Here is a 23,057-nt window from a genome sequence, read left to right on the forward strand (position 1 = left end):
GTAATTAATATGGATATATCAGATAACGATAAGGCTGTCCAAGCTAGGATATTTAAGGCGCTGAATGAGGCGAAAGAGAGATTAAAGGCTGTTGAAGCTAAACAAAGTGAACCGATCGCAGTTGTTGGTTTGGGTTGTCGTTTTGGTAATGATATTTCTACTCCCCAGGCGTTTTGGTCTTTTCTCAAAGCTGGTGGTAATACGCTGAGGGATATACCGCGCGATCGCTGGAATGTTTCTGATTTTTATGATTCAGATCGTGAGAAAGCTGGTAGAATCTACGTGTCTCAAGGCGGTTTTCTCAATGATATCTCGATGTTCGACGCGCAATTTTTCGGGATTGCACCGAGAGAAGCTTTGCATATTGATCCTCAGCAACGGTTGCTGTTAGAAGTTGCCTATGAAGCGTTGGAAGATGCTGCTATGGCTGCGCCTACTTCTAGAACTGGCAAAACTGGGGTTTTTATTGGAATTACCAATAATGATTATACTCGTTTGATTGCACCAGGGGGAGATTATAGCACAGTTGGTGCTTATCATATCTCTGGAAATCATATAAATGCTGCTGCGGGACGCATCTCTTATCTGTTGAATCTTAACGGCCCTAGTTTGGCTGTGGATACGGCTTGTTCTTCTTCGCTGGTGGCGATTCATTTAGCGTGTCGTTCTTTGCGATCGCAGGAATGTAGACAAGCTTTGGTGGGAGGCGTGAACTTGATTCTCACACCAGAAGTGCCAATCGCATTGTGCAGAAATCAGATGTTAGCTGTTGATGGTAGGTGCAAAACCTTTGATGCAAGCGCTGATGGGTTTGGAATTGGTGAAGGTTGTGGAGTTGTTGTTTTAAAAAAGTTGAGTGAAGCCTTAGAAGATGGCGATCGCATTTGGGCTTTAATTCGGGGAACAGCTGTAAATAATGACGGTGCAAGTGGCGGTTTTACAGTTCCTAATGGGCCAGTGCAGACAGATTTAATTCGTGAAGCTCTCAATGATGCGCGTTTGAGTGCCGATGTCATTGATTATATCGAGGCTCACGGCACTGGTACGGCTTTGGGAGATCCTATTGAAATTAAAGCGATCGCTGATGCTTTATGTGTAAATCGCTCTAAATCCCAACCTTTGTTAGTCGGTTCTATCAAGACAAATCTCGGTCATCTAGCGGCGGCGGCGGGGATTTCTGGTTTAATCAAGACTGTATTATCTATATATCATTCGGAAATTCCGGCTCATCTGAATTTCCAAAAACCAAACCCTCATATTAATTGGGACAGTTTACCCCTGGATGTGGTGACACAAACTCGTCCCTGGACTGTCAATAATGGCAAGATAAAAGCTGCGGGAGTCAGTTCTTTTGGAGCATCGGGAACCAATGCTCATGTAATCTTGAGCGAACCTCCTCAAGTACAGTCTCCGGCTCAAACAACATTTCCTATACTAATTACCTTGTCTGCTAAAGATGAAGAGCGTTTACATCTGTTGGCGGATCGTTTTATTGACTATGTTGATAATGATTTAAATTTAAATGATATTGCCTTTTCTTTAAATACAGGTCGTTTTCAGCATAAACAACGACTAGCTTTGTTAGTTTCTAGTATTGACGGTTTTCGGGAGGAACTTCGGAATTTCACGCAGAGGCGCAGAAGTGCAGTTATTTGTGGTGAGGCGCAAGGAAATACTAAGATTGCTTTTCTCTGTAATGATGAGAAAGTGATCTCTCCTGGTGTGGGGGAAGAACTTGTATTTCGTGAGGCGTTTGTTCGATGCGATCGCTTGTTCCAAAGTTATTTAAATTTTTCTCTAGAAGAGTTACTTGAGCAAAATCAAGATTTATATGTGCAACCTGCTTTATTTGCTCTGCAATATGCTCTTTGTGAACTTTGGAAGTCTTGGGGAATTCGCCCTTCGGCGATTTTAGGTTCTGGTTTGGGTGAGTATGTTGCGGCTCAACAAGCTGGAGTTTTTTCTGTTGAAGATGCTGTTAAGTTGGTTGCAAGTCGCGCTCGTTTGTTTAATCAAAAGGTTGGGGAGGACGGATTTTTAACTTTTCAAAAAATAGCTGAAGAAGTTTCTTATCATAATCCTCAACTGACTTTAATTTCTGATGGTGAAGTTGTTGGTAGTTCTATTAAAACTGCTGCTTATTGGGTGCAGCAACTGCGTCAATCAGATAATGTTGCTAAAAGAATTGCTACTCTCCATCAGATGGGCTATCAAATATTTCTCGAAATTGGAACTCAGCCTAGTCTAATTAATATTGGTCGTCAAAATTTACCTGGGAGTGAAATCCTTTGGTTATGTAGTTTAGCTCAAGATGGTAGCAATTCTCAGCAAATGCAAGCTGTTGTAGCAGAACTATATGTAAGAGGGGTAAATATTAATTGGCAAGAATTTCATCGCTCTCGACCAGGGCAGAATGTTAGTTTACCAAATTCTCCTTTTATCCGCAAACGCTATTGGGTAACTCCTGTTAATTGTCATAACTATGCACATCCTTTATTAGGCGATCGCCTACCCTCTCCTCTATCTTCTATTCAATATCGAGTTAGTATTAGTCAGCACAATCCAGCATTTTTGGCAGAACATCAAGTTTTTGATCGAGCTATCTTTCCAGGTGCAGCATTTATGGAAATGGCGCTAGCTGCGGGAGAAGGCAAAGCAGTTAGGTTAGAAAAAATTGAATTTCATAAAGCTTTGTTACTTCGAGATACGGAAAATATTTTACAATTAATTATTGAGCATAAAATCTCTAAAAAAGAAAATTTTCATATATATAATCAAGCTGGCGATAGTTGGGATGTACTCGTTTCTGGAGAAATTGAGAAGTTAAAATCAATTAATTTAACTACCCAAAATCTAGAAGAAATAGAAGCGGAATCTCCCGAACAGCTTGACATTAATTCATTTTATAAAACATACCAAAAATCTGGAGTAAATTACGGTAGTAGCTTTCAACTAATCAATAAACTTCAGCGTGGTAAAAATAGTGCGATCGCTCAAATTAAGTTAACTGATAATCTACGTTTAGCAGCGAAAAACTATCATTTTCATCCAGCAATGCTTGACGCTTGTTTTCAGGCGATCGCAGCTATATTATTTGAGCAAGATTCATCTTCAACTTATGTCCCAATCCGCATTGATAAATTCCAATTTTTCCGCTCTCCAAGTGATAGCGTCATCAGTGCAGTTAGAGTAACTAAGAATTCTCATAATTTAATTAGCTCTGATATTGATATTTATTCCGAACAAGGCGAATTACTAGTAGCCATTACCGGATTTGAACTCAAATCAGTTCAACGCCAAGAAATTATTCGCCATGAAAGGCAAGCTCAATCTTATCTAGAGGAATGGATTCCCTTACCACCCTTATTACCCGATGGAAGAGATTTTTTACTTACTCCCGATATCATTAAAACTCAAATCCAACCAGAGCAATTAGAACAGCAATTAGCAGATAAATTGCGTCAATATGAACGCTTGCTGGGTGAGATGGAAAGTTTAAGCGTAAGTTATATATGGGAAGGTTTAAAAAAGCTTAACTGGGAACCGAAATTAGGTGAAACTTATCAAGAAGAACAGATTGCGGCTCAAGGTGGAGTAGTTGATTTTTATCGTCCCTTATTATCACGCTGTTTCGCCATCCTAGCCGAAGAAGGAATTATTACTCAGCAAAAAGATGGCTGGTTATTAACAAAAGAACCTAGTACATCTTCATCTCAATTACAAATTCCACACCTTTGCAGCGAATTTCCCAATTACCTTGCAGAAATCAACCTCATAGAACGTTGTGGTTCAGCTTTAGCGGCTGTAATGCGTCGCCAAATTGAGCCATTAGAACTACTATTTCCCCAAGGCGATTTAAATGCAATCGCATCTGTATATTCTGATGCGGCTGGGGCTAAATTAATGAATCAACTAGTTGCAGAAACTATTAAATGTGCAGTAGCAAATTTACCAACAAATCGTCAGATCCGAATTTTAGAAATTGGAAGTGGAACAGGATCAGCCACCACTGCAATTTTACCGTATTTAAATAGCGGTCAAATCGAATATGTATTTACCGATATTTCCTCTAGATTCTTAACCAGAGCCAAAGAAAATTTCAGCTATTATCCCTTCATAAAATATCAAATATTAGATATAGAAAAAAATCCCTTGAGTCAAGATTTTCTGCCAGGAAGTTTTGATATTATTATTGCCGCCAACGTCCTCCATGCAACAGCAGATATAGACAAAACCCTCCAACACGTACAATCCCTAAGCGCACCCAACGCCCTACTAATACTATTAGAAAGTACCGGCACACGGCGTTGGATAGATTTAACCTTTGGTTTAACAGAAGGATGGTGGTTATGTAGTAAAGATCCACTCCGTGCTGGTTATCCCTTAGTAGATACAAAACATTGGCAAAATTTACTTGCTAATCATGGGTTTGCAGAAACTAATATTATTGAACCAATCAACCCAGAGACATGCAACCTATTACAACAAAGTGTAATTGTTGCTAAAACAAATAGTCTCTTGAAATCTATATCTCATGAATTAATATTTGCGGACACTAAAGGAATTGCCCAAACTTTAATCACACCATTACAACAGCGAGGCATTGCTTGTTCTTTAATCTTACCTGAAGAAATTGATCGGGGTAACGCCGAGGACTACCGATTAATATTACAAAAACTCCTAACCCCAGAAACTCGTGAAATTGTCTACTTTTGGGCATTGGAAGAAATAGAAGGTGAAATTTATCAAGCAGTAGAAATTCATTGTCAGCGTTTCCTCTTTTTAATTCAGGCATTATTACAACAAGAAAATCCTCCCGCGCTTATTCTCATCACCAAAGGTTCCGTACCAGCCAAAGAACTAGCAACCCTCACATCTCCAGCACAATCTTCCTTATTAGGAATTGCTTTAAGCCTAGTACTAGAACATCCTGAACTAAATTTTAGAACCATAGATTTAGATCCTCACGAACAAGATTTAGAAGAAAAATTACTCCGAGAAATCTACAGCGATACCCAAGAACCCCGCGTAGCCTTGCGCGGAAATGAACGCTTTGCTCCGCGTTTAATAGAGCGAAAATTAGAAGATGGAAACATCAATTTCTGTCAAGATGGCTTTTATCTAATTACTGGTGGCACAGGCGGATTAGGTTTAGCCACCACAAAATGGATGATAGAACGTGGCGCTCGTCATTTAGTATTGTGTAGTCGTAGTGGTGCAAATGCTCTCACACCCGAAATTCTTACAAGTCTGCAATCGCTTAACGCAGATATCAAAATTAAAGATGTTGATGTCACAGATGCAGAAAAACTGCATATTTTACTACAAGAATGCCGATCGCAGTATCCTATACGAGGGATTTTCCACATCGCCGGCACTTTAGACGATACAACATTACTGCGACTCACACCAGAACGTTTTAACCATGTTCTCGCACCCAAAGTAAAAGGAACTTGGCTACTTCATCAATTAACCCTCAACGATCCTTTAGATTTCTTTGTTTGTTATACCTCTGCTGTGTCGCTAATTGGCTCGGCGGGACAAGCAAATGCGGCGGCTGCAAATGCTTTTGAGGATGCCTTTATCTATTATCGTCATGCACAGAATTTACCTGCAACAGTTATCAATTGGGGGCCGTGGAGCGAAATTGGTGCAGCAGTCGATCGCAATGTCTTAGAAAGATTAGCAGCCAAAGGTTATGATGCGATCGCACCTGATTTAGCACTTCATACTTTAGAAAAAATCTTGTTTAACAAGGTTGTGCGTGCTGGTGTGATTGCAATTAATTGGCAACGTTTCCCCTATATTAAGCAAAGCTTTTATCAAAACTTCTTACCTCAAGTACAAACTAAATCTCAAACTGCATCAAATATTTTAGAACAATGGCAAACAGTACCTGTAAAACAGCGTCGAGATTTGCTAATTAACCACATTAGTTTACGCGTCTCCACTGTATTAGCATTATCAAGCGATGAAATAGTTTCTCCCCAACAAGGCTTTTTTGATATGGGGATGGACTCGCTCACCTCTACAGAACTTCGCAATCTTCTACAAACAGATTTCAATTGCTCTCTACCCACAACAATTACTTTTCGGTTTCCCAACGTCGAAACTTTAGCAGATTATCTACTGCAAGAAGTTTTAAATATCTCTGAGGTGCAAATTCCTGTACAAAAGTTAATAGAAGAAGTCACTCAAATAGAAGTTAAAAAAGCTTCTTCAGAAAAACCACAACAAGAAGAAGATCCAGTTGTCATTGTAGGGATGGCTTGCCGATTTCCTGGCGGTGCAAATGATTTGGAATCATTCTGGCAACTTTTAGAACAGGGGAAAGATGCAGTAAGAGAAATTCCAGGCGATCGCTGGGATATGAAAGCATGGTATCATCCCGATCCAAATATACCAGGAAAAATATATTCTCCTTACGGCGCATTTCTAGAGCAAATAGATCAATTTGATGCCGAATTTTTTGGAATTGTCCCCCGCGAAGCCGTCGCCATAGATCCGCAGCAACGTTTATTATTAGAAACTACTTGGCAAGCTTTAGAATCTGCCGGTCAAAATCCCCAACAGTTACGCAACAGTCAAACTGGGGTTTTTGTGGGGGCAATGACTCAAGACTATGCACAATTGAGTTATGCTCCAGAAGCAATCAACGCCTATACTGGTTCTGGAACTTCTGTAAGTGTAGCCGCCGGTCGTCTTTCTTATGTACTTGGCTTGCAAGGGCCATCAATGACGGTTGATACTGCTTGTTCTTCTTCATTAGTAGCAGTACATTTGGCTTGTAATGCCTTGCGTAACGGTGAATGTGATATTGCCTTGGCGGGTGGTGTCAACGTAATTTTAACCCCGATAATTTCCTTAATTGAAAGTCGCGCTCAGATGCTAGCGCCTGATGGACGTTGCAAAACTTTTGATGCTAGCGCCAACGGTATGGTAAGGGGTGAAGGTTGCGGGATAATTGTTCTCAAGCGGTTGAGTCAAGCAGTTAAAAATGGCGATCGCATTTTAGCTAGAGTTTACAGTACAGCCGTGAATCATGATGGCCCCAGTAGTGGGCTGACTGTACCCAATGGTGATGCTCAAGAAAAATTATTACATCAAGCACTGAATATAGCGAAACTCAAACCAGAGCAAATAGATTTTATCGAAGCTCATGGTACTGGTACTGCGATCGGAGATCCGATTGAATTAGAAAGTATGGCTGCGGTTTTTAGCGATCGCCCCCAAAATCGGCCTTTAATTATTGGTTCTGTCAAAACTAATTTAGGACATTTAGAAGGTGCAGCCGGAATTGCTGGGTTAATCAAAACTGTTTTAGCTTTGCAACACCATAAAATTCCTCCCCATCTTCACTTTGAAAAACCTAACCCTCGTTTTGATTGGAGTTCTCATATTTTTGAGGTTCCAGTACATGGTAAAAACTGGCATCCTAGTGAACGAGAACGAATCGCGGGAGTAAGTTCCTTTGGGTTTAGTGGTACTAATGCCCATATTATTCTGGGAGAAATTGCATCTAATTCTTCACACAAATCCGATAATCAGCTTTATCTTTTGCCTCTTTCGACTCGTTCTGAAAAATCTCTCAAAGAGCTAGTAAAAAATTATCAATCCGTTTTAAATGAATCTGTCAAATTAGGCGATGCTTGTTTTACTGCCAGTACAGGACGGGCTATTTTTCGCCATCGATTATGTATTTTAGCCGATTCAATTACCACAGCACAAAAAGCACTTGCTGATTTCCAAAAAGGTGAGGATTCTGATAATTTAATTACGCCAATTTTATCAGAAACTCAATCAAATTTAGCTTTCCTATTCTCAGGACAAGGTTCTCAATATTCAGGGATGGGACAAACTCTTTATAACAAAGAATCTGTCTTTAAAAATACTCTAGATATTTGTGACAAAATCCTGCAACCTATTTTAGGAAAATCGCTGTTAGATTTAATCTTTCAATTGCAAAATAGTGACTTGCTCGAACAAACTCAAATTACACAGCCAGCGCTGTTTTCCCTGGAATACGCACTTGCTAAATTATGGCAATCTTGGGGAATACAACCCTCAGCACTTTTAGGGCATAGCATTGGTGAATATGTCGCAGCTTGTTTAGCTGGAGTATTTTCTTTAGAAGATGCTCTGCAATTAGTTACCCAACGCGGTCACTTAATGGGAGAACTACCGCCCAATGGAGCTATGGCGGCAATTTATGCCGATTATGAAACAGTAACAACCTATATTGCTCCATATAGCAATCAAGTTAATATTGCCGCCGCCAATGGTGCAATTACTGTAATTTCTGGCTTGAATGAAATTGTTAATAAACTAGAAAAACTTTTTATACAACAAAGTTATAAAACTAGACGATTAACAGTATCTCATGCTTTTCACTCTGCTTTAATGGAGCCAATCCTTGATGAGTTTGCTGAGATTTTAAATAGAATTTCTTTCCATGAGCCAAGCTTGACTATTATTAGCAATGTTACAGGTAAACCAATTGGTAAAGAAATCGCTACTCCCGATTATTGGCTACGACATCTTCGCAGCACTGTGCATTTTGGTAAAGGGTTTCAATTCTTAATTGACAGTGGTTATCGCTGTTTTCTGGAGTTGGGGCCAAAACCTGTATTGATTGGGATGGCGCGACTAACTTCTCAAATTAAAAAAATATTATGGCTACCGAGTATTGTACCTGAAAAAGATGAGCAAGCCCAAATGTACAGAAGTTTGGCAACACTTTTCGTTAATGGTTATTCTATAGAATGGACAGAAGTATTGAAACAAGGAGCGCGAATTACTTTACCTACTTATCCATTCCAACGAGAACACTACTGGTTGTCCAATTCACAATTTGCTATAGCTGATCTCAAAACTCAGTTACATCCTTTTATTAGTGATTTTAAAAAGCTAGCTACAGGAGAAATGATTTTTGAGGGAGACATAAGTTCTGAAAATCCAGAATATCTGGAAGGACACAAGGTATTTGGAAAAATATTATTTCCGGCTACGGGTTTTATTGAAGCGATTTTGGCAGCTAGCCAAAAAATATTTAGTAATGGTTTAACTATAAAAAATGTGTCAATTCATCAGGGGTTAGTATTATCTCAATCTCCAACTACGTTGCAAATGATTTTTAAACAAAAAAAATCATCTGGCTATGGTTTTGAGATATTTAGTAATGATTCATCACAAGATAAGTGGGTTCTTCATGTTAGTGGTGAGATTAAAGCTAAAAATGAATATGAAAAGTTCACGCAGAGACGCAGAGACGCAGACGGAGGGGAATCTGTTTCTATCTCTCGATTTTATGAGCTTTATCAGCAGATGGGAATTAGCTATGGGAAGGAATTTCAAGCTCTTCAAGAATTACGCTATTTAGGAAATGGTTCTCAAGCTAAGATTAGTATTGATAGCAGTTTAGTAGATCAGCGCTATTGCCTGCATCCTGTGCTTCTAGATGCTTGCTTGCAAAGTATTGGCGCGGCTTTCCCAGAAATTCACGGTAAGGAATTGCATTTACCTTATGGTTTCTCTTCATTAGAATTCTTTGAAAATCCTGGTTCTCAAGCTTGGGCGCACATTTATATTAAATCTGATGCTAACGGTGAAATGTCTGTAGACGTAGATGTTTCTGATGAACAAGAACAGCTTTGCGCTCGGTTTACAGATTTAGTTGCACGCCGAACTAATCCAACAGTTTTACAACGTTTATGGCAAGAAACTGAAAAAAATTGGTTTTACCAAGTTCAATGGCAAAAGCTGAATTCAATTTTAACTGTTACAGCAAATACTAACAATTCTTGGTTAGTGTTTGTACATCATGATACAGCTTTGAGTCAGTTAGTAAATTTATTTAAAAAAGCTGGAGAGCAAGTCATTACTGTGGAAATAGGTGATGATTATAAATCCCCTTCTCAACATGATTTTGTAATCAATCCATCTCAGAAATCTGATTTTGAGCGTTTATATCAAGAAGCATATCCATCGGGAGAATTTCCTACAGGGGTGATTTTTGCTTGGGAAGCAGATACAGTTTACAAGAGTTGTAATGCAGCATTGCACTTAATCCAAAGCATCACAGCTAAGTGGAAAAAATTACCTGATTTATGGTTACTAACTCGCGGTGCAAATCAAGTGCTAGCTGAGACTGACTTGCGACCTGAACAGTCAGGATTATGGGGATTAGGAGCAGTAATTAATAACGAATATCCCCAAATGCATTGTGTATGTTTGGATTTATCACCCACAGTAGAACCTGATGAAGCTGAATTTTTGTTCAACGAATTACACACTTCAAGCAGTGAGTCGCGCCTAGTTTTACGTCAAGGAAACCGCTATGGAGCAAGGTTAGTATATGCAACAATTCCTACAGCACAAAAACAGCAGCTAGTTAGCAAAGAAGGAGCTTATTTAATTACTGGAGGTTTGGGTAAACTTGGCTTGCTAATGGCTGAGTGGCTATCAAAGATGGGTGCTAGTCATATAGTTTTGTGTAGCCGCAATGTTAAGTCTCAACCAGAAGCGATCGCTTCATTAATTAAAAATGGTACACAGATTACAATTATCGGCGCTGATATAACCTCACCAGCAGATATAGAACAAATCTTCTCTCGTTTTGGTTTTGGCACAGATTTACCTTCTTTACGCGGGGTAATTCACGCGGCTGGTGTCTTAGATGATGGTCTTTTAGTCAATCAAAATTGGGAAAGATATCAAAATGTTATGCGTCCCAAAGTAGAAGGTATTTTATTATTAGACCGCTACACCCGCAATCTATCTTTAGACTTTTTCATTGCCTTTTCTTCGGCTGCTGTAATACTCGGTTCACCCGGTCAAAGTAGTTACGCTGCTGCTAATGCTTTTATGGATGCTTTAATGCAGCAACGGCGAAATTTAGGATTACCAGGTATCAGCATTAATTGGGGAGCATGGGATACAGGTAATGAAATTCACAAACAACGTTTTGCTAGTTGGGGTATTGAAAGTATGTCTTCTGATACTGCTCTAGAATATCTCAGTCAATTGATTTTAGGCAACGTTTCTCAAGGAGCAATTATCGATATTGATTGGTCTACTTTTAATCAAGCTTTCAATATTAACCAACCGTTCTTTGCTGAAGTAATCACACCAAAAGAAAACAACCAAGATGCAAAATTATTAGAACAGTTAAAATCTGTATCTCTAGATGAGAGAGCAACAACTTTATCCCAAGGGATTGAGCAAGTATTACGGGAGGTAACTGGATTAAGTGCAACTAGCGTGATTCCTCAACAAACTTCTTTCTTAGAGTTAGGTTTAAACTCGTTAATGGTACTAGAATTTAAAAATAGGTTAGAAAGTAATTTAGCTTGCGCTTTATCTTCATCTGTGATATTTGACTATCCTAATATCACAAGTCTGAGTAATTATTTGAGGGAAGAAATATTAGCTGATAGTATCGAATTTGAGGTAAAAGTAAACTCACAAACAGATGCTCTAAACCCTTATGACAGCCTTGATGAAGATGAACTGGCAATACTACTTAATCAAAAGTTAGCAGAGCTTGATAAATATGGTGAATGAATATTGAGACTAACCATTTATAAGATAGCAAAACTTCAGCAGAGTGAAAAGTTTTATTGTACAAATAGGAGAGTATAACTGTGGAAAATATTGGCAAAATTCCTTTCAACTATGAATGGCGAAATCGTTGGATAATCATCAAAGAATTTATCCAGAATCCAGTTAAAGAAATATGGTTTTTACGAGACAAATTCAAGGTATCTGAACTTTACACAGGTTTAGCTAAACGAGATAGGGATCTTAACAATCCCAATATTCCCCAATGGCTCAACTTTGGCTATTGGCAAGAAGAAACAACTTACAATGGAGCTTGTGCCGCTTTAGCCCGTAAATTAGGAGAAATCGCCGAACTTAGCCCTAAAGACCAAGTTTTGGATGTTGGCTTCGGTTTTGCTGAACAAGATATCCTCTGGATGCGTGAAAACAATGTGGGCGCAATTACTGGTATAAATACTACAGAAATACAAGTAGAAATTGCTAAAGAACGAGTAGCTAGGGCAGGACTAGCGGAACAAATAAATCTTCAGGTAGGTTCGGCAACAGAAATGCCTTTTGCAGAGAATTCTTTTGATAAAGTTACAGCTTTAGAATGTGCTTTTCATTTCAATACCCGTGAGGATTTTTTTGCAGAAGCAGTTCGAGTTTTGCGTCCTGGTGGCAAACTAGCATTAGCAGATTGTTTGCCTAGAGTCGGACGAGAGATTAACTTTTGGCTGCGCGTCAATAGCAATAAAATGTGTATTCCCTTTGCCAACCAATATGACCAACATATTTATGTCGAAAAACTCAAAAAGCATGGATTTTTAAATATTCAAGCCATACCAATTAGCGAATATGTTTTTCCGGCAGCTGTTCATTACTTTACCCAGGTAGGTCAACAAATTAGTAAACACGATATAGCGATCGATCTCCAGAAAGATAATCCAGGAATTGAGGCTTGGTCGAGAGATAGGGGTTGGTTTATGGCATTTGATGATTATGTTTTATTTTCAGGGGAAAAACCCAATTAGATATTTCCAGAGAATAAAAAATCGCAAAGAGAAGAATGGCTCAAAATATAGATCATAAAAAACTAATAGCCGCAACCTTAACAAAAATGGAGGCAATGCAGGCTCGCATTACCGAATTAGAAACGAGACAAAGTGAGCCAATTGCTGTTGTTGGAATGGGATGTCGTTTCCCCGGAGGCATAAATTCTCCTGAAGCTTATTGGAATTATTGTCAAGCCGGACTTGATGCAATTGTAGAAGTTCCTCAAAGCCGTTGGGATATCTCAAAATTTTATGCTCAAGAACCCACTCCCGGTAAAATGAATACTCGTTATGGAGGATTTCTCCAAGAGGATATTAACGAATTTGATGCCCGTTTCTTTTCTATATCTTCCCGCGAAGCCACCTCAATGGACCCTCAACAAAGGTTACTACTTAAGGTGACGTGGGAAGCTTTAGAAAATGCCAATATACCACCGACTAATTTAGCAGGCGATCGCGTGGGTGTGTTTATTGGAATTACCAGTGTTGACCATGCAATGACGGTCTACAAAAGCAATTATGATGAAATCGATTCTTTTTTTGGCACAGGAAATGCCCTGAGTGCCGCCGCCGGTAGGTTATCTTATTTTCTCAACCTCCGCGGCCCTTCTATGTCTATTGATGCGGCCTGTGCTTCTTCACTGGTTGCTGTTCACCAAGCTATTCGCAGCTTAAGAAATAATGAGTGCGAATTAGCTTTGGTTGGTGGGGTAAATCTCATCTTAAATCCAGCAATTACAATTAACCTTTCTCAGTCGGGGATGATGTCTCCCGATGGTCGCTGCAAGACCTTTGATGCGGCTGCAAATGGTTATGTGCGGGGAGAAGGCTGTGGGGTTTTAGTGCTGAAACGCTTGTCTGTAGCTCAGAAAAAGAGCGATCGCATCCTCGCTATCTTACGAGGATCTGCGGTCAATCATAACGGTGCAGCCGCCGGTTTAACAGTTCCCAGTGGCCCCGCGCAACAAGATTTACTCCGTCAAGCCTTAGCTGATGCCAGAGTATCTCCCCAACAAATTGGGTATATAGAAGCACATGGGACTGGAACATCTTTAGGAGATCCCATAGAAATGAATGCGATCGCGGCTGTTTATGGAGAGCGATCGCAACCTCTTTACGTCGGTTCAGTTAAAACTAATATTGGACATCTCGAAGCCGCCGCAGGGATAGCGGGAATGATCAAGACGATTCTCGCCCTCCAGCATGGGGAAATCCCGCCTCATCTCCACTTCCAAGATCCTAATCCCCTGATTAATTGGCAAAAATATCCGATCAAAATTCCTAGTCAAACAATACCCTGGTCAAACAATAGTGAAGTCCGCATAGCTGGAGTTAGTTCCTTCGGTTTTTCTGGAACCAATGCTCATGTAATTGTTGAACAAGCACCTGCTGCAAAAACAATAGAAATTAAGCTGCAACGTCCTAGCCATCTATTGATAATTTCCGCTTATAACGAAACTGCTCTCAAAGAACTAGCACAACGTTTTCACACTCGCCTAGAATCTCATCCAGAAATCGGAGATATCTGTCATAGTGCAGCTATAGGTAGATCGCCCTTACCTGAACGATTAGCGATCGTTACAGATACATTACCAGAATTGCAACAAAAGTTATCAGCTTTTACTGACGAAAAAACTAATGATAATCTGACTTTTTATCAACGTTTTCCAGTAGAAAAACAGACAAAAATAGTCTTTCTTTTTACTGGTCAAGGAGCTTGCTATGCAGGTATGGGTCATCAATTTTACCAAACCCAACCGACATTTCGCAAATATATTGATAAATGTGCCGAAATTTTAGCGAATCATTTAGAGCATTCATTACAAGATATATTATTTGGTAATCAAACAGATTTACTGAATCAAACTGCATACGCTCAACCAGCTATATTTGCTCTAGAATATTCTCTCGCGATGCTGTGGCAATCTTGGGGAATCGAACCCAGCTTATTAATTGGGCATAGCGTTGGCGAATATGTAGCAGCTTGTATTGCCGGAGTATTTAGCTTAGAATCAGGTCTACAATTAGTTGTTAAACGTGGACAATTAATGCAAACTGCGCCTACAGGAAAAATGGCTTCAGTTTTTGCAGATGAAGCAACTGTACTGTCTCTTATTAAAAACTACAGTGATAAAGTTTCCATTGCAGCTATTAATCATCCTCAACAAATTGTGATTTCTGGAGAAAGCAATAGCATTGATGAGATTGTCGTCAACTGCAAAAGCAAAAAAATTGCTGTTCAATTACTATCAGTGAGCGGTGCTTTTCATTCTCCATTAATAGAGCCAGTTTTAGATGAATTTGAAACTGCTGCTCGAACTATTTCTTATCATCATCCCAAAAATATACTAATTTCAGGAATTGACGGACAACCTGTAGAAAATGTGCCCGATGCAACTTACTGGAGACAACAATGCCGTCAACCTGTGCAATTTTTGCAAAGTCTAGTTACTGCTTTAAATAAGGGATATAACCTGTTTTTAGAAGTGGGGCCAAGACCAATTCTAGCAGAACAAGGTCGTCGTTATAACGATGAAGCTATCTGGTTGAGTTCTCTAAATAGAGGTTTGGATAATTGGCATACAATGCTGGCAACACTAGCCCAACTCTACATTAATGGAGTTAGTTTTGATGCCGAAAAATTTAATGAAGATTACGGCTACAGAAATGTACAATTACCGACCTATCCTTTTCAAAGAAAACGTTTCCAATTTCAGTCTGCTGTTTTAGTTGAACCTAACCAAATTAACAAAGTTTATATCGAAAAAGAACAAACTAAAATGACCATAGCAAAAGTTTCAAACAACCAAAAATATCAGCAAGAGATCCGCAATAAGTTAAAGTCTATTTTATCTATCCTGCTCAAAGAAAATGAAAATGATATTAGAGATGATGAAACTTTATTAAATCTAGGAGCAGATTCTATTATTTTGACTGACTTTGCTCGCAAAATTGAAGAAAAATTTAGCGTCAAGGTCAAAATAGACCAATTATTCACCGATTTACAAACAATTGTTGATCTAGCTAATTATCTATCTAATTATATTCAACAGGAACCATTAGAGATATCTGATGAAATATCAGTAGCCAATACATTAAATCCTACCTCAGAATTAAATAATTACCTGTGGGTAATTTCCCAATTACAACCGATTGCTGTTGCCTATATTCTCAAAGCTTTGGGAGCATTAGGTAAGAGACTAAATAAGGGAGAAACTTGGACAACAGAAGACTTATTCCGAACTTTGCCCATAGCCCCCAAATATCATATTTTAGTTACTCGTTATTTAAAAACTTTAGAGCAAGCGGGAATTATTCAAAATCAAGGTAATCTCTGGACGGCAAAAAACCTACCTACACCTTTTTCTTTACCAGAAGCCATAGAAAATCTGCAAGAAACTTGTTCAGCAGCCAAACCGGAGTTAGAAATGCTGCAACGTTGCGGAGAAAATCTAGCAGAAGTTCTCAAAGGCAATATAGATCCTTTGGAGTTAATTTTCCCAGCAGGTTCAGTAATCCATGCAGAAAGTATATATGGCAATTCTCCTGTATCTCGTTTGATGAATCAACGAGTAGCCCAAGAAATTAACCGAATTTTAAAGAGTTTTTCTAGTAGCGATCGCCCCTACCAAATTATCGAAGTCGGAGGTGGTACAGGCGCGACTTCTGAAGCAATTCTTAATGGGCTAAATCTCAATCACGTAAATTATTCTTTTACCGAACTCTCTCCTGTTCTATTAAATAAAGCACGTCAAAAGTTTCAGAATACAGATAATCTCAACTTCCACCAATTAGATATTGAAAAATCGCCCGTTTCTCAAGGGCTACCAGCACATTCTTATCATATAGTTGTTGCTGCTAATGTGCTTCACAGTACCCGAAATATTACAGAAACCCTAAATCATATCCGGGAATTACTACTACCCGGTGGTTTCTTAGTACTACTAGAAACAGTAGAAAATAATTCTTGGCTAGATTTAACCTTTGGACTTACACCAGGATGGTGGCGCTTTCAAGATAAAGAGTTGCGTTTAGATACTCCGTTGTTGAGTAGAGAAACTTGGTGTTCTGTTTTAAAACGTTGTGGTTTTACCACTGCGGATAGTTTTTCTCAACAAAATAATGTCAGCATCTACAATGGGCAAGAGTTAATTATTGCTTCTACCTCTGCTGAAAGTGCTATTGTCAGCCAACCAAAAACACTACCTGTATCAATACAAACTTCTGGTAAAGAAGCTTTGATGATGGCTCAATTACAATCTTTGAAAGACCTCAAAGATATACATGAAAAAACCATTATCAAGCAATTAGAAATACTCCAATCTGCATCTGTTGCATCAAGCCCTACGTCAGAAGTTTTGATTAGACAGACAGAAACGGCGCCTGCTCAACAAGCCAAAATAGAAATTGCACCTCCCCCCCAGAAACTTAAAACTGATTCACCTAAAACAACTAGTTCTCCAAGCTTAAACCCATTAGCCTTAAAGCTGAATGAAAATAAATATTTAACGGAAAAACAACAAGCTTTTATCAGCAGTTTAGAGATTATTTATAATCAAAGAACAGCAAAATCTAAGACATATTCACAAAATAGCCGTAAAACAATGGTTGATGTCAAACCTACCATTGATTTCCGTATGGCTTTAAAAGAATTTCAATATCCCATTGTCTCAGAATCAGCCGAAGGTGCATATTTTCGGGATATTGACGGCAATGATTACATCGACTTAGCAATGGGGTTTGGTGTTAACTTTTTTGGGCATAGTCCTGATTTCGTGATCGAAGCAGTTCAGCAGCAAATGCAACACGGAATCGGATTAGGAATGCAGTCTAATATTGCGGCAGAAACTGCTGCTTTAATTAGTGAAATAACTGGTGTAGAACGGGTTGCTTTTAGTAACACTGGAACAGAAGCAATTATGGCAGCAGTTCGGATTGCTCGTTCTCGAACAAAACGCCAAAAAGTTGTGCTATTTTCTGGTTCTTATCATGGTACTTTTGATGGTATTCTAGCGCGAGTTGGAGAGGATTCAGAAACATCTCAAGCATTGAGTCTTGGTACACCATTAGGAATGGTTGAAGACATCATAGTTCTTACTTATGGAGCCGAAGAAAGTCTAGAAATAATTGCTGCTCAAGCTGATAATTTAGCAGCAGTATTGGTGGAACCTGTACAAAGTCGTAAACCTGATTTGCAGCCTAAAGAATTTCTCCAAAAATTGCGGAAATTGACTCATGAAAAAGAGATTGCGTTAATTTTTGATGAAATTATTACTGGATTTCGCATGGCTCTAGGAGGAGCGCAGGAATGGTTTGACGTTGAGGCAGATATAGTAGTTTACGGTAAGGCAATTGGTGGTGGTTTGCCTATTAGTATGATCTGTGGCAAAGCTGATTTCCTAGATACAATTGATGGCGGTTTTTGGAGTTATGGAGATAATTCTCATCCGCAAATAGAATTAACGGCTTATGGTGGGACTTTCTGTCGTCATCCTTTAGCTTTAGCTGCTTGTCGAGCGGTGCTGCTACATTTACGCGAACAAGGCAGAACACTTCAAAAACGAGTAAATCAATTAACTAATCGATTAGCAACTGAAGTTAATCAATTTTTTCAAGAAATCGGAATTCCCATCCGCATCGTTAATTTTGGTTCTCTGTTTCGTTTTGAACCATTTGGAGCTTATAGTCTTTTTCTGCAACCAATTGAATTGCCGCTCTTTTATTACTTGCTAAATCTCAAAGGCGTTTATACATGGGAAAAACGAGTTTGTTTTCTCTCCACATATCATACTAATGAAGATATAAATAAAGTAGTAATTGCTGTCAAAGAAGCTATTACAGAACTGCGACAAGCGGGTTTTTTTGAAAATGCCAAACCACCCCAAGCAAAGAAAAGAGAAGAAAGCGATCGCTCTGACGATGAAGATGGTAGGAATAATTTAAACCAGGCATTTCCTACTAGTGAAGCGCAACGTCAGCTTTGGCTATTGGCAGAATTAGACACCACCGCTTCGGCATCATATAACGTTACTACTTCCTTGGAATTGCATGGTTCTGTAGATATTTCCTCTTTACAACAAGCTATTAATGAAGTAGTAAATCGTCATGAAGCTTTGCGAACTAAAATCTTAGAGCAAGGCGAATTACAGGAAGTTATCAATAATGTCAAAATTGACTTACCTTTAATCAATTTGACCAATGAAGAAAATCCCGAAGCAACTGCTTTAAAATTAAGAACTCAGCTGTCTCAAAAGCCTTTTAATTTAGGTATCGCTCCCCTATTTGCAGTAGTGTTAATACGTTTAGCACCTGAACACTATCTGCTATCTTTAAAAACCCATCATATCGTTGCTGATGGTTGGTCACTAGGGCTAATTTTGAATGAAGTAGGCAAACTTTATTCAGCAAAAATTGGTGCTGCTACAGACAATTTAGCCCCACCAATGCAGTTTTCCCAATATTTAGCTTTGCGACAGCAAGAAGCGCAAAGCCCACAGATGCAAGAGCATCGTGATTTTTGGTTGAAAACCTACGAGGGAGAAATCCCCGTATTTGAGCTTCCGACTGACTTTCCCCGTCCGGCTGTGAAAACTTACACAGGAGGTAGAGAAAGTAAAATTATTGCTCCTCAACTGTGGCGAGATTTGCAAACTGGAGGGCGCAAAAACCAAGCAACATTATTTATGACGATGTTTGCGGCTTACACAGCTTTTCTGCGTCGAATTTCTGGTCATGATGATTTAGTAATTGGTATTCCCATTTCTGGACGACAATTTGAGGGAAGTGATGAGTTAGTTGGCTTTTGTTCGCAATTTTTGCCAGTTCGTATACAGACAAATATCACTGCTTCTTTTGCTGAACATCTTCGTCATACTAAAGAAACTCTCATAGCCGCCTTTAAGCACCAAAGTCATGCCTTAGAAGAATTATTAGCAGCTTTACAATTACAACGGGATTTTTCCCGTTCTCCCTTGATATCCGTATCTTTAAATATGGACCCTAGTTTAACTCTACCTGAGTTTGAGGGATTACAAGTATTGCTGCCGCCAGAGCCAATTGGATATACTCCTTTTGATTTAGGCTTTAATTTCATAGAAATAAATGACGCGCTTATTGTCTACTGCAACTACAATACAGAACTGTTTAAGCCAGAAACTATCAAACAGTTTCTCGAAAGTTTTGAAATTTTGATGCAGGGTGTAATTAATAATGGCAATAGTTTACTTTCTCAGTTACCTTTATTAACACAGTCGCAAGAAGAAAAATTACTAGCAGAGTTAACAGGCACAAAAATAGATTTGCCCCAAAATGCAACAATTATTGATGACTTTATTGCTAAAGTAAACTCTACACCAAATGCACCAGCATTAATTGTTGGGCAAATTATTCTCAGTTATCGAGAATTGAATGATCGAGTAAATCGGTTAACGAATTACTTGCATAAAAAATATCACCTTGTTACCGGGAAAGCGATCGCACTAATTATCGGACGTAATCAAAACTTAATTATCGGTATTCTTGCTGCTTTTAAAACAGGGGCAATTTATGTTCCAATAGACCCACAATATCCTAAAAAACGGATTGATTTTATCTTAAAAGATAGCGGTTCTCAAATATGTCTTACCGAAAGCAATTTTCTCTCCAAATTACCTGAAGACATAGAAGCAATTTGCTTAGATAAAATCGATGATATTCTAGCAGAATTTGACAACACTGAACCTAAAATTAAACCTGACTCTAGCAAAATAGCCTATATTTTATACACTTCTGGTTCAACAGGAAAACCCAAAGGAGTCATGGGTTGTCACATCTCTATTTTGAATGTAATTCGGAGTTTACGACTTACCTTTAACTTAGACAAACATCCTGACTGGCGCTATATCTTCACCGCACCTGTTACCCATGATCCATCTTTGCGGAATATTTTTCTCCCGTTGACAATCGGTGCTGCTTTATATATGTACGAAGTTAAGCATATAGGGCATTTAGTTTCCTTTTTACAGGAAAACCAAATTAATGCACTGCACACAACGCCATCTATTTATCGAGAAATCTTGGCTGTACTCGACAATAAAGAAACTATCCCCAGCTTAAAATATATTTCTTCAGGGGGAGAGAAATTAGATCGAGAAACAGCGATCGCTTTACGAAAATGCTTCCAAGCTGATATTGTCAGTAATGTCTACGGTTCCACAGAAACTTGTGTAGGAGTAGCTCAATATAGAATAGATGAAAATTTAAATATAGATGTACCTCTTGGGCAGGTTTTCCATAACAATCGCTTATTTGTCCTCGATGAATTTAATAACACCGTACCTCTTCATGTTGTAGGTGAAATTTGTGTAGAAGGTGTAGCATTAGCATCTGGTTATCACAATCTCCCCCAAATCACCACAGAAAAATTTAAACCCAGCTTCATAAGTGAGGGAAAAACTTTCTTTAGAACGGGAGACTTAGGTAAACAAATTGCCCCAGGAGTGATTGAATTTCTTGGTCGTAAAGATAATCAAGTTAAGGTGAATGGCTATCGCATAGATCCAGGAGAAATTGAATACCAACTCAGCCGCCATTCTCAAATTGAGAGAGCAATTGTATTGTCTCTTAATGTAGATAATCAAACCCAGCTATCTGCCTATTGTCAAACTGATAAAGACATAGAAATTTCCGAAATTAGGGAATTTATATCTAGCTCTTTACCTGTTTACATGATTCCTACTTACTTTATATTTTTAAAGCAATTTCCTCTAACCAGACATGGTAAAATTGACTTGCGATCGCTTGCTGAACTCAACGAAATAAGTAAGCTAACCCTGGAAAATTATACTGCACCGCGCAATAATTTAGAGTCTAAGCTAGTAAATATTTGGGAAAAAATTCTTACTAAACAACCCATTGGCATTTTTGATAATTTCTTTGAAATTGGTGGACATTCCCTACTACTTTCGAGAGTGGCAACTCACGTTCATAAAGAATTAAATATGTTGGTAAAATTGGCTGACTTCTTTAAAGTTCCTACAATCGCCGGATTAGCAGCTTTAGTATCTAAAACTCAATATGACTATCAAGAACCCATACCAACAATAACTCAGCAAAAGTCTTATCTTATGTCTCATGGGCAGCGCCGCCTTTGGGCTTTAGAATTCCTCGATCGCAATCATACTGCTTACGGAATGCCCAGTGCTTATGAATTTAATGGTGATTTAAATATTGCTGCCTTTGAAAATGCCTTTCAAAATTTGATCCAACGCCACGAAATCTTACGTACTACCTTTACATTAATAGATAATGAACCCCGTCAAATTGTCCATGAACAAATGGACTTTGCAGTCAAGCAAATAGATTTGATGGAGTATGAGAAAAAAGAAGAAATCATTTCTGAAGCTATTCATAATAATGCAAAAACTACTTTTAATTTAGAAACAGGCTCTTTACTCAAAGTTAACTTATTAAAAGTCAGCCAACACAGCTATATAGTTCTGTTTAATATGCACCATATCATTTCAGATGGTTGGTCGGCAGGTGTTTTAATTAAAGATTTCCTCGCTTTTTATCATGCTTACGGACAAGAGAAGGTAGAATTACCACCACCTTTAAGGATTCATTATAAAGATTATACTTACTGGCAAGAAAAGCTTTTAACAACGTCTAAATTACAAGCACAACATGATTACTGGCTGCTTAAATTGACTCCTGCTCCTACACGTATTAGCTTACCTTTAGATTATGCCCGTCCATTGGTTCAAAGTTTTCAAGGCTCTGCGGTTATCTGGAAGCCAAATCAAGAATTAATCAAGCGTTTTGGGGGATTAGTCAAAAATAAAGAATCTAGTTTGTTTATGGGGTTACTAACTTTAGTCAAGAGTCTTCTGTTTCGCTACACTGAACAAAATGAGATTACAGTAGGCTCTCCTATAGCTGGCAGAAATCATCCTGATTTAGAAGAACAAATTGGTTTTTATGTTAATACCTTAGTCTTAAGGGATCAAATAGCAGCAGACGATAGTTTTGCTACTTTACTTGCCAAAGTAAGAACAACCACACTAGAAGCTTATGACAATCAAGAATATCCTTTCGACAAATTAGTATCAGATTTAAATTTCCAGCGCGATTCTAGTCGTAATCCTCTATTTGATACTGTTGTTGTTTTGCAAAATAATCAAAATGTACAGCTAGTACTAGATGGAATTATTGTTAATTCCTTTGACCAAGAGATTGTTAGTGCTAAATTCGATCTAGAATTTATTTTTGTGGAAGAGGCAGAACTATATCTGAAGCTAATCTATAATACAGATATATTTGCCGGGGAACGTATCTCGTTGATACTAAAATTGTTAAAAGGTCTGCTAGAAGAAATAGTAGAATCTCCTGAAATACCATTGCTAAAGCTGTCTTTTAACAGAGAAAATTCTGACAAAGAAGATAGCAATATTTTTTCAACAAATTTTAATTTTTAGTAACCCATAC

At 38.5% G+C, this 23,057-nt stretch carries 3 protein-coding genes; all 3 read left to right on the top strand.

All coding sequences use genetic code 11. The features are described 5' to 3' along the window. Positions 1-9 precede the first annotated feature (9 nt). The gene (locus CDG79_RS18725; protein WP_189525043.1) at positions 10-11,562 is read left to right on the top strand and encodes a type I polyketide synthase; all 11,553 of its coding nucleotides are present in this window, start codon (positions 10-12) and stop codon (positions 11,560-11,562) included. Positions 11,563-11,642: 80 nt separating this feature from the next. Next, on the top strand, positions 11,643-12,572 hold the full coding sequence (locus CDG79_RS18730; protein WP_094343471.1) for a class I SAM-dependent methyltransferase: 930 nt from the start codon (positions 11,643-11,645) through the stop codon (positions 12,570-12,572). Between the two features lie 35 nt (positions 12,573-12,607). Next, positions 12,608-23,047, top strand: coding sequence for a hybrid non-ribosomal peptide synthetase/type I polyketide synthase (locus CDG79_RS18735; RefSeq protein ID WP_094343472.1), 10,440 nt, complete (start codon positions 12,608-12,610; stop codon positions 23,045-23,047). The last annotated feature ends 10 nt before the right edge of the window (positions 23,048-23,057 follow it).

Origin of the sequence: Nostoc sp. 'Peltigera membranacea cyanobiont' 232, from assembly GCF_002245985.1 — a bacterium.
In the GTDB taxonomy this organism is placed as follows: domain Bacteria; phylum Cyanobacteriota; class Cyanobacteriia; order Cyanobacteriales; family Nostocaceae; genus Nostoc.

Coding starts and splice junctions, on each gene's coding strand:
- CDG79_RS18725 (WP_189525043.1), top strand. CDS start 10: ATGGATATATCAGATAACGATAAGGCTGTCCAAGCTAGGATATTTAAG.
- CDG79_RS18735 (WP_094343472.1), top strand. CDS start 12,608: ATGGCTCAAAATATAGATCATAAAAAACTAATAGCCGCAACCTTAACA.